This window comes from Promicromonospora sp. NPDC060204, from assembly GCF_042728455.1.
Lineage (GTDB): Bacteria > Actinomycetota > Actinomycetes > Actinomycetales > Cellulomonadaceae > Promicromonospora.
The window spans coordinates 1-9,989 of the sequence record NZ_JBHWZO010000234.1; the positions used below are offsets into that span (position 1 = coordinate 1).

Annotated in this window: 8 protein-coding genes; 3 read left to right on the forward strand and 5 right to left on the reverse strand. The window is 74.5% G+C overall.

Translation table 11 applies throughout. From position 1 onward, the window contains the following. Positions 1-195: 195 nt before the first annotated feature. Positions 196-2,136, reverse strand: coding sequence for a glycoside hydrolase family 3 protein (locus tag ACFWEJ_RS23030; protein WP_377231512.1), 1,941 nt, complete (start codon positions 2,134-2,136; stop codon positions 196-198). Further along, complete coding sequence (locus tag ACFWEJ_RS23035; RefSeq protein WP_377231513.1) at positions 2,133-3,455, reverse strand: MFS transporter; 1,323 nt, start codon at positions 3,453-3,455, stop codon at positions 2,133-2,135. Before ACFWEJ_RS23035 ends, ACFWEJ_RS23030 begins: the two co-directional genes overlap by 4 nt. Before the next feature lie 144 nt (positions 3,456-3,599). Here ACFWEJ_RS23035 and ACFWEJ_RS23040 point away from each other — a divergent pair, with 144 nt between their 5' ends. Continuing rightward, the gene (locus tag ACFWEJ_RS23040; protein WP_377231514.1) at positions 3,600-5,978 is read left to right on the forward strand and encodes a glycoside hydrolase family 3 C-terminal domain-containing protein; all 2,379 of its coding nucleotides are present in this window, start codon (positions 3,600-3,602) and stop codon (positions 5,976-5,978) included. A 4-nt stretch (positions 5,979-5,982) separates the two neighbouring features. Here ACFWEJ_RS23040 and ACFWEJ_RS23045 read toward each other — a convergent pair whose 3' ends face one another. The 3 genes from ACFWEJ_RS23045 to ACFWEJ_RS23055 form a co-directional block, all read right to left on the reverse strand. After that, on the reverse strand, positions 5,983-6,654 hold the full coding sequence (locus ACFWEJ_RS23045; RefSeq protein ID WP_377231515.1) for a TetR/AcrR family transcriptional regulator: 672 nt from the start codon (positions 6,652-6,654) through the stop codon (positions 5,983-5,985). Positions 6,655-6,711: 57 nt separating this feature from the next. After that, the gene (locus tag ACFWEJ_RS23050; protein ID WP_377231516.1) at positions 6,712-7,668 is read right to left on the reverse strand and encodes a hypothetical protein; all 957 of its coding nucleotides are present in this window, start codon (positions 7,666-7,668) and stop codon (positions 6,712-6,714) included. Between the two features lie 127 nt (positions 7,669-7,795). Beyond that, complete coding sequence (locus ACFWEJ_RS23055) at positions 7,796-8,863, reverse strand: peptidoglycan recognition family protein (protein WP_377231517.1); 1,068 nt, start codon at positions 8,861-8,863, stop codon at positions 7,796-7,798. An 83-nt stretch (positions 8,864-8,946) separates the two neighbouring features. Here ACFWEJ_RS23055 and ACFWEJ_RS23060 point away from each other — a divergent pair, with 83 nt between their 5' ends. Both ACFWEJ_RS23060 and ACFWEJ_RS23065 read left to right on the forward strand, forming a co-directional pair. Further along, the gene (locus ACFWEJ_RS23060) at positions 8,947-9,384 is read left to right on the forward strand and encodes a VOC family protein (RefSeq protein WP_377231518.1); all 438 of its coding nucleotides are present in this window, start codon (positions 8,947-8,949) and stop codon (positions 9,382-9,384) included. Positions 9,385-9,473: 89 nt separating this feature from the next. Continuing rightward, the gene (locus ACFWEJ_RS23065) at positions 9,474-9,833 is read left to right on the forward strand and encodes a GntR family transcriptional regulator (protein WP_377231519.1); all 360 of its coding nucleotides are present in this window, start codon (positions 9,474-9,476) and stop codon (positions 9,831-9,833) included. Positions 9,834-9,989: the final 156 nt, after the last annotated feature.

The following is a 9,989-nucleotide window of genomic DNA, read 5'->3' on the forward strand; positions in this document are numbered from 1 at the left end:
GTGGCAGGAACCGCTGTGGTCAACGCCGGGGGGTGGGGGCAGCCGGAGCGTGGGGTCAGCCTCAACTGAAGGTTGAGGGTTTGGGGCGGCTCACCCTCAAGTCGAGGCTGAGGGTCGGGCCGCGCGCCTACTGTCACGCCAGGTCAGACCGCGTGCCGCCCGTCACGCCGGACGACGGCGCGGGCCGACGACCGGTCACACCGGTGCGTCGTCCGCCACCTCCAGCGGCTCGCCGTGGCCGAAGCGGAACAGCGGGTCCGCCGTGTCGAACGGGACGTCCGAGCGGGACTGCTCGACCGCCGCCGTCGACCGCGGCAGGTCGAACGGCAGCCGGCCCTCGGGCGGGACCGACCCGGTGAGCGCGTCGAGCAGCGCGGGGGCGCCGACGCCGAACGTGACGACGAGCGTGGTCGTGCCGGGCAGCTCCACCAGGGGCGTCAGGACCGCGGGGCGGTCCAGGTGCACGTCCACGACGGTCGGCACGGCCGCGGCCACCTCGGCGACGTGGGCCACGACGTCGTCGGCGAGCTCGAGCGACCCCGCGTGGAAGAAGCTCTCGAAGCCTGGGCCGCGCTCCTCGAACGGCGGGTCGAGGCGCAGCAGCGCGACGTCGGCCTCGGCGGGGGTCGCCACACGCCGGAAGCCGGCCACCTCGCCGTCGGGCACACCCTCCGCGTACAGGCGCAGGCCGGGCGCGAGCGGCAGTCGCGCCGCGCCGCCCGCTCCCCCGCCGACGACGCCGTCCACGACGCCGCCCACGACGGCACCAGCAGATCCCGCGTTGCGCAGCACCGTCACCGACCGGGACTGCGCCCGCCGCCCCGCGGCGACCAGGTCGGCACGTCCGACGACGACGGCGGCCGCGTCCTCGTCGACGTACCGGCGGTCGTCGAACAGGCCGAGCTCGAACTTCTCGGCCAGCAGGCGCCGCACCGAGGCGTCGATGCGCGCCTCGGGCACCCGCCCCGAGCGAACGAGCTCGACCACGTGCTCCGGGCACGCCTCGCCGCCGAGCTGGTCGGCGCCGGCGTCCAGGATCTTCGCCACGCGCTCCAGCGGGCTCAGGTGCTCCACACCCCAGGCGCGGGCGGGGAACGGGAGGCCGAACATCTCGACGTCGGTCACCAGGCCCCAGTCGGTGCAGATGATGCCGTCGAACCCGAGGTGCTCGCGCAGCAGCCGCGTCAGCACGCCGCGGTTGAAGCCGAACCCGACCTGCTCGACGTCCTCCGGGCCGGAGCCGAGGTCGGCGCGCAGCCCCACGGGCATGCCGTAGTACGGCATCATCTGCCGCGTGCCGGCGGCGAGCAGCGCCTTGAACGGCTCCAGGTGCAGGTCGAACTGCCCACCCGGGTAGACCTGCTCCCGGCCGTAGGCGAAGTGCGGGTCCTCGCCGTCGAGCTGCGGACCGCCGCCCGGGAAGTGCTTGGTCATCGTGGACACGCTGTCGGGCCCGAACGCGCCGGCCAGGCCCGCCTCGCGCGCGACGTCGCCGCCGGCCTGGAGGCCGCGCACGTAGGCGGCGCCCAGGCGTCCGGTGAGGCCGGCGTCCTCGCCGAAGGTGCCGCCGCCGCGCGCCCAGCGGGGCTCGGTCACGAGGTCCACCTGCGGATGCAGCGCCGTCCGGATGCCGACGGCCAGGTACTCCTGGCGCGCGGCGTCGCCGTGCTCCTCGACCAGCCGCTCGTCGCGGGTCGCGGCCAGACCCAGCGTCTCGGGCCACTGCGAGAACGGCCCCGACAGCAGGGCCGCGCCCGGGTTGTCCGTGAAGCCGTGCCGCGGGTCGGAGGCGATGGTCACCGGGATGCCGAGCCGGGTCCCGGCGGCCAGGCGCTGCAGCCGGTTGTGCCAGGCGGCGAACTCGCGGGCGGTCGGCGGCGCGGCGAGCACGTTCAGGTGCGTCAGATGCCGGTCGAGCACCAGCTCGGACGTGCCGGGCATGCCGTGGTCGGACGGCTCGTCGGCGAGCGTGCCGCCGGGGCCCACCTCGACCATGGTCTGGAACATCTGCCCGGCCTTCTCGGCCAGGGTCATCCGGCCGAGCAGGTCGGCGACCCGCTCGGCGGCGGGCAGCGCGGGGTCGCGGTACGGCGCGGTATCGGACGCCGCCTCGCGGCCCGCCTCGGTCGCCGTCATCGCGCACCCCGGATGAACATGGTGCTCACGGCGCCGACCACGACCACCAGCGCGCCCACCAGGAACAGCGACGTGTAGTTGCCGCCCGCGCCGGAGGCCGGGCCGATCGCGAGCAGCGCGGGGGCGAGGGCCGGCGCGAGCGACTGCGGCAGGGCGTTGGCGATGTTGAAGACGCCCATGTTCTTGGCGGCCTCGGTGTCCTTGTTGGGCAGCACGTCGGTCACGAGCGCCAGGTCGACGGCGAAGTACGCGCCCAGCCCCGCGCCGAACAGCGCGGCCCCGAGGTAAAGGTGGCTCGGCTCACCGGCGAAGGCGAACACAAGCAGGCCCGCGCCCGCGAGGACGGTGGAGACGATGACGAACACCTTGCGGCGGCCGGTCCGGTCCGACAGGGCGCCGCCCGCGGCGCCGGCCAGCAGCAGCACGGCCGCCTGCAGCACCATGAGGCGCAGCTGCCAGCCGAGCGCCGTCGGCTCGTCCATGCCGAACCGGTCCTGCAGGAAGTAGACCTGGTAGCTGTTGTAGAGCGCGAAGCCGAACAGCAGCAGGAAGCGGCCGGCGAAGGCCCAGCCGAAGTCGGGGTGCTTGCGCGGCGAGACCCAGAAGCCCGCGAGGAAGCGGCCCAGGTGGAACGGCTCGACGTCTGCCGGGTCGAGGCGGCGGTCCTTCAGGACGGCGACCAGCGCGAGCACGCCGACGATCGCCAGCGCCGTCGGCAGCAGGAACAGCCAGGCAGAGCCGGCGCCGGCGGAAGTCAGCCAGGCCGCGATGCCGATGCCGGCCAGCGGCGCGAGGTTCTGCGCGATGCCGAGCCAGCCGGAGACGCGGGCGCGCAGGCGCTCGGAGACCTGGTCCGGCAGCAGGGCCTGGAGGGCGGCCTGCGTGCCGTTGAACGCCGTCTGCGCGATCGCCCAGCCGATGGCGACCACGGCGATGTTCGGCGCGACCGCGATGATCGCGATGCCGGCGGAGCCGAGCAGCACGCCCCACAGCAGCCAGGGGCGGCGCATGCCGAGGCGGGAGGTGGTGCGGTCGGACAGGGCGCCCGCGAGCGGGTTGGCCACGAACGCGAAGAAGGCGCCGACGCCGGTGACGAGCGCGAGGTCGGCTGCGCGGGTCTCGGGGGTGGACAGGGCACTGACCCGCAGCGCGAGCGTGCTGATCACGGGCGTCAGGAGCGCCACGTAGAGCGCGAAGAACGCGGCGACGTAGGCGAGGACGAGGCCGGTGCCGCCGGCCTTGGACGACGCCGGGTGGGCTGCCGGGCGCGGCGGCGGGGCGGCCGGGTCCTGCGCGGGACGCGAATCGAGGGTTGCCATGGTGACTCCTGGGTGGGGCAGCACTGCCCCGGCTGGGCGGGCTCCCGGTGGGCCGCTGTCGTCAACGACTACCGGGTGGTAGTTTTTGAATTTCTACCACTCGGTAGGTTTGCAGCGCAACAGTCCAGGCTAAGGAGTGCACACATGACCATCGAGGAGACCACCGAGGCGCCGGCAGCCGCAGGATCGGGCGCCGCCGCACAGGGCGCAGCAACGACGGCAGGCCGCGCGTTCGACGTCGAGCGCGTGCTCGCCGCCCTCACGCTCGAGGAGAAGGCGTCGCTGCTGTCGGGCCTGGACTTCTGGACCACGCAGCCGGTCGACCGGGACGGCGTGGCCGTGCCCGGCGTCATGGTCACCGACGGCCCGCACGGGCTGCGCAAGCAGGCCGAGACCCCCGACCACCTGGGGCTCGGCACCTCCGTGCCCGCCACCTGCTTCCCGCCCGCGGCCACGCTCGGCTCCACGTGGGACCCCGCGCTGCTGCGCCGGGTCGGCGAGGCGCTGGGCCGCGAGACGCGCGTCAACGACGTCGCCGTGCTGCTGGGCCCCGGCATCAACATCAAGCGCTCGCCGCTCAACGGGCGCAACTTCGAGTACCTGTCCGAGGACCCGGTGATCTCGGGCGAGCTCGGCACCGCCCTCGTGGCCGGCATCCAGTCCCAGGGCGTCGGCACCTCGCTCAAGCACTTCGCGGCCAACAACCAGGAGGCCGACCGCATGCGCGTCTCGGCCGACGTCGACGAGCGCACCCTGCGCGAGATCTACCTGCCCGGGTTCGAGCGCGTGGTCAAGCGGGCACAGCCGTGGACGGTGATGTGCTCGTACAACAAGATCAACGACGTCTACGCGTCGCAGAACCACTGGCTGCTCACCGAGGTGCTGCGCGACGAGTGGGGCTTCGAGGGGCTCGTCGTGTCCGACTGGGGCGCGGTGCGCGACCGCGGCGCCGCCGTCGCCGCCGGGCTCGACCTGGAGATGCCCGCCTCGGGCGGCCGCACCGACGCCGAGGTCGTCGCCGCGGTGCGCGCCGGCACGCTCGACGAGGCCGTGGTCGACGTCGCGGCCCGCCGCGTGCTGCGCCTCGTGGCGCGCTCGCTGCCGGCACTGGACGCCGCGGCTGCCTCCGGTGAGAACTTCGACGTCGACGCACACCACGCCCTGGCCCGCGAGGCCGCGGCCGCCGGGACGGTGCTGCTCAAGAACGACCCGGTGGACGAGGCCCCGCTGCTGCCGCTCGCCTCGGCCGACGGCGTCGCCGTCGTCGGCGAGCTGGCCCGCACCCCGCGGTACCAGGGCGCCGGGTCCTCGCAGGTCAACCCCACGCGGCTCGACGACGCGCTGTCCGCGCTCCGCACCGCGACGGGCGCCGAGGTCCCGTTCGCCGCGGGCTACACGGTCGACGGCGCCGACGCAGGCTCGGGCACGGACGCGGCGGCCCTGCTGGCCGAGGCCGCCGAGGTGGCCCGCGCCGCCGGGACCGTGCTGGTGTTCCTGGGCCTGCCTGCCTCCTACGAGTCGGAGGGCTTCGACCGCGCGCACATGGACCTGCCCGCCGAGCAGGTCGCGCTGCTGGAGGCCGTTGCGGCGGTCAACCCGCGCGTCGTCGTCGTGCTGGCGAACGGCTCGGCCGTCTCCGTCGCGGCGTGGCGGCACCTCGCCCCGGCCGTGGTCGAGGGCTGGCTGGGCGGCCAGGCCGGCGGCTCCGCCGTCGTCGACGTGCTGCTCGGGGCGGTGAACCCGGCCGGCCGCCTGGCCGAGACGATCCCGCTGCGGCTTCAGGACAACCCGTCCTACGGCAACTTCCCCGGCGAGCTGGGCCACGTCCGATACGGCGAGGGCCTGCTGGTGGGCTACCGCTGGTACGACGCGCGGCAGGCGGACGTCGCCTACCCGTTCGGCCACGGCCTGTCGTACACCACGTTCGCCTACGACGGCGTGGCCGCCGAGGTGCTGCGCCCGGCGTCCGGGGCGGACGACACCACGGCCGACGACGCCGTGGTGCGCGTGACCGTGACCGTCACCAACACCGGCGAGCGGTCGGGCGCCGAGGTCGTGCAGGTGTACGTCGGCGACCCCGAGTCCCAGGCGCAGCGACCGGAGCGGGAGCTCAAGGCGTTCGCCAAGGTCGACCTGGAGCCGGGCGAGTCGCGCGAGGTCACGCTCGACCTCGTGGGCCGCGACCTGGCCTACTGGCACCCCGTGCTGCGCCGCTGGGTGGTCGAGGGCGGCGAGTTCGTGATCTCGGTCGGCGCCTCGTCACGCGACCTGCGCGGCTCGGCGACCGTCGTCGTCGAGGGCGAGGACGTGCGCCTGCCGCTGGAGCCGCTCTCCACGGTGGCCGAGGCGATGGCGCACCCCGTCGTCGGGCCGCGCATCCAGGCGCTCGTGCACGGCGGCGCCGTCGCCGAGGACATGCTCGGCATGATCGGCGACATGCCGCTGACCGTCGTGGCCGACTTCGGCATGGGCGGGTTCGACCGCGACGGCCTGACGGCGCTCCTGGCGGAGGCGAACGGCTGAACGGTCAGCGCAGGATGAGGTTCAGGTAGCCGCGCAGGTCGGCAGCCATGTCGACCCGCTCGGCGCCCGGCCGCTCCAGGGAGAACAGCCACTGGATCTGCAGGCCGTCCATGAGCGCCACCACGGTGCGCGCCGCCTGGTCCGGGTCCACCCCGGGAGCGAGGCCGCCCCGCGCGGCCCGCTCCCGGAGGAGCTCGGACTGCTCGCCCAGCACGCGCGCGTACCGGCGCCGGAAGTACTCGTGCGCCGGGTGGTCGGGCGACGTCGCCTCGGTGGACAGCCCGGCGAACAGCTCGACGAGCGGGCGGCGCAGCCGGTTGCGCTCCACGAGGTTCAGCAGGGCCTCGAAGTACTCGGAGCCGCGCTCCATGTCCTCCTGGAAGGACTGCTCGTCCACGGCGTCGCGGTACTCCAGCACGGCCTCCAGCAGGGCGGCCTTGTTGGGGAAGTGGTGCAGCAGGCCCGGGTGGGAGATGCCCACCCGGGCCGCGATGTCCCGCAGGGAGGCGCCGTGGAAGCCGACGTCGGCGAACACGAGGATCGCCGCGCGGATGATCTCCTGCTGCGTCGCGCGGCCCTTGGCGTACCCGCCGCGCTGACCGGTCGTCGCGGTGCGGGCGGTTCCGGTGCCTGCTCCCGCCCTGGTGGACGGGCCGGTCTGAGCGCTGACGGACATGCGCCCAACGTACCCCGGCCGGGACGGGGCGACGGTCTCGGGCCGCGCCCCTCCGGCTCAGGAGAGGCGGGCGCTGGCCACGATCTCGCGGCCCACGTCCAGGCGGACGTCGGCCAGGCGGACGCCGTCCGGCAGCTTCTCGGCCAGGTCGATGTCCCGGCTCGTGGCGGCCTCGACCTTGCCGCGGATCGTCCCGAGCAGCGCGGCGACGAGCGGGTTGCCGCTGCCGAGCTGCACGTCGCGCACGGCGAGCACCATGTTCTCGTCGATGCTGACCGACGCCGTGGCCTGCACCCGCGCCGAGAGGAACACGCCCTTCCTGATCGCGGCGTCGACCCGCAGAGTCGCGGCCCGCGGGCCCTGCGAGACCACGTCGAGGTCCAGCCCCGTCAGCGTGATGCCCTGCTGCAGCAGCACGACGGTGAGCACCCCGCGCGCCGTCGCGACCAGGCCCGCCTTGTCGACGGCGACCCGGGCGTGGCCGGAGACCGGGTGGTCGGCGCTGGGCTCGACGGGCTGGATGCCCACGCGGCCGTCGGAACCCTCGACCCAGTCGAACCGCAGGTTCGTGAGCTCGGCGGTGATGTCCACGGGCAGGTCCACCGCGACGAGCCGGTGGGCGTCGATCCGCAGGTGATGGAGCGTGCCGCGCTCGCTGGCGATCACCTCGGGGTGCCAGCCGGCGCGCTCGCGCGCGATCTGCGGGCCGGTGTGGTGGCCCGGGTGCGCGGCGTGATGCGGGTGACCGGCCTGCGCGGCCTGCGGCAGCGAGACGGCGACGCCCGACAGATCGATGACGGCCGACGTGATGTCGGCGCCGTCGAGCTCCGCCGTGATCGGCGCGTGGTCCAGCCTCAGCGCCTGGCCGCCGAGCTCCTCCGTCAACGTCGCTCGGATCCGCGCCTCCAGATCGATGCCGAAGGTGGGCCGGGGTGCGGTGCCGAGCGGGATCGGGCCGGGCGCGGGGCGGCCGGCGGGCTGGTCGGGTGCGGGGCGCTGGGCGGCGTCGGTCATGGACGCGAGACTAGCCGTGATCGCGGCCCGGGGTCGGTGACCTGGGGTCGGGCCCGGCCCGCCGTCGTCGGACGGGCCCGGCCGATGCGAACCCGGACGACCCGGCCGTCGTACGACGCAGCCGTCGTCAGACGCGGCCCTGGTTGAGGCGGCGCTGCAGGGCCATGACGGCGCGGGAGTCGCGCGAGATGACGCCGTCGACCGGGGTGCCGAGGTAGCGCTGGAGGGCGCGGATGGTCTGCGGGCCGATCTTGCCGTCGCGCTGGTCGGCGGGCATGCCGATCTTGCGCTGCAGGGCGGCGATCACGCGGGAGCCCTGGGCGTCGGTGACCCAGCGCCAGCCGGTGGTCAGGCCCGGGTTGACGTCGCGCCAGGCGACGCTCTGGGACGAGACCACGCCGTCGACCGGGGTGCCGAGCTCCTGCTGGAGGCGGCGGGTGGTGGACGAGCCCCAGAAGCCGTCGACGGTCAGGCCGCCGGGCTCCCCCGGGCTGGGCGGGGTGGAGCCCTCGCCGGCGCGGATGTCGTCGAGGCGCGCGTACAGGTTGCGGCCGGGGCAGGCGGTCTGCGAGACGTCGCGGTGGCCGCCGAGCGGCGCGCCCTGGGTCCACCAGCGGCCCTTGCCGGCGCCGTAGATGGCCGCGGCCGTGGAGATCTGGGCGGCGGTGGGGTTGTTGGTCTCGTAGTTGCCGGCGAAGCAGATGGACCGGGAGGTGCTGTTGCGGCCGCCGGTGTGGGTGCCGCGGCGGTTCCAGCTCACGCCCTGGTAGGCCCGGCCGGAGGGGAAGATCACCACGTTGTACGAGATGCCCGTACCGAACCGGGTCTGGCCCACACTCTCCAGCGCGCGCATCTGCTCGGCCTCGGCGGCCACGCTCGCGCCGGGCGAGAGCTGCGCCGTGACCGAGTGGTGCACCCACACCTCGACGGCGGGGCCGGTCAACGTCAGGTCCCCGTCGGGGTAGCGGGCGCCCCAGGACGCGCGGGTCGCGATGCTCACCGTGGCGGTGGGCTCGACGGCTGGCTCGGGCGGTTCGGGGGTCGTGGTGGGTTCTGGAATCTCCGGCGCCTCCGGCGTCTCGGTGGGTTCCGGGGGCGTCCAGGGTTCTGTCACCTCGCCCTGCGGCTCGTCGTCGGGCCCGAGCACCTCCAGCACAACGCCGCCCTCACCCTTGATCTCGTACGTCTCAGCCACGGTTCCCCCTCGCCCCAAGTTCCGTATATGTCCGTCATGTCTACCACCGTGCGGCGGACGTGGCGACCCCTTAGCGTGCGGGTATGACCACTGCCTGGTCCCTCACCATCGACTGCACCGACGTCCGCGCCGTCGCCCCGTTCTGGATGCTCGCGCTCGGCTACGCCGAGCGGCCGCCGCCCGCGGGGTGGGGCTCCTGGGAGGACTGGCTGGCCGCGCAGGGCGTGCCCGAGGAGGAGTGGCACGACGTCGCCTACCTCGCCGACCCCGAGGGCCGGCTGCCGTCCGTGTCGTTCCTCCGGGTGCCCGAGCCCAAGACGGTCAAGAACCGCGTGCACGTGGACCTGCAGGTCTCGGGCGGACGGGAGCTCCCGCCGCAGGTGCGCGAGGAACGCATCCGCGCCAAGGTCGCCGAGCTGGTCGCGGCAGGCGGCACGATCGCGTGGGAGGCCCCCGGGCCGGCGGGCCTGGACCACGTCACGGTGCGCGACCCGGAGGGGAACGAGCTCTGCGTGGTGTGACGGGCGTGGTCGGCGGGCGTGGTGTGACGGGCGTGGTCGCGTCGCGTGGGGCGTGTTCCGGCCTGTCCGGCGGGGGTCGCGCTTGTACTGTGGCGAGCGTGATCAGCATCGACGCCGAGTCCTCCGTCCCGCCGTACGAGCAGGTGCGCACCACGCTCGCGCAGCAGATGGCGGACCGGACCCTGCCCGTCGGCGCGCGGCTCCCGACCGTGCGGGCCTTGGCCGCCGACCTCGGGATCGCCGTGAACACCGTTGCCCGCGCGTACCGCGAGCTGGAGGCGGCCGGGCTCGTCGAGACCCGCGGCCGCGCCGGGACGTTCGTCAGCGCAGCCGGCAACCAGCGCCTCGCCCTGGCCCAGGACGCCGCGGCGCAGTACGCGGAGACGACCCGCGCCCTGGGGATCAGCCGGACCGAGGCCCTGGAGATCGTCTCGGCGGCGCTGCGGTAAGCAGTACTCGCCGCCGACGACGGCAGTTTGCCTCGCGAACTCGGCAGTCCGCGCCGGCGTCGGCAGTTTGCCGCACAAAGTCGGCAGTCCGCTGCGACGTCGGCAGTTTGCCGCACAAAGTCGGCAGTTGGCATCGAGGTCGGCACAGGCCTGTGC

Bases quoted from the DNA above. Each gene is read 5' to 3' on its own strand.
- ACFWEJ_RS23030 (WP_377231512.1), bottom strand. From the start codon at position 2,136: ATGACGGCGACCGAGGCGGGCCGCGAGGCGGCGTCCGATACCGCGCCG.
- ACFWEJ_RS23035 (WP_377231513.1), bottom strand. From the start codon at position 3,455: ATGGCAACCCTCGATTCGCGTCCCGCGCAGGACCCGGCCGCCCCGCCG.
- ACFWEJ_RS23040 (WP_377231514.1), top strand. From the start codon at position 3,600: ATGACCATCGAGGAGACCACCGAGGCGCCGGCAGCCGCAGGATCGGGC.
- ACFWEJ_RS23045 (WP_377231515.1), bottom strand. From the start codon at position 6,654: ATGTCCGTCAGCGCTCAGACCGGCCCGTCCACCAGGGCGGGAGCAGGC.
- ACFWEJ_RS23050 (WP_377231516.1), bottom strand. From the start codon at position 7,668: ATGACCGACGCCGCCCAGCGCCCCGCACCCGACCAGCCCGCCGGCCGC.
- ACFWEJ_RS23060 (WP_377231518.1), top strand. From the start codon at position 8,947: ATGACCACTGCCTGGTCCCTCACCATCGACTGCACCGACGTCCGCGCC.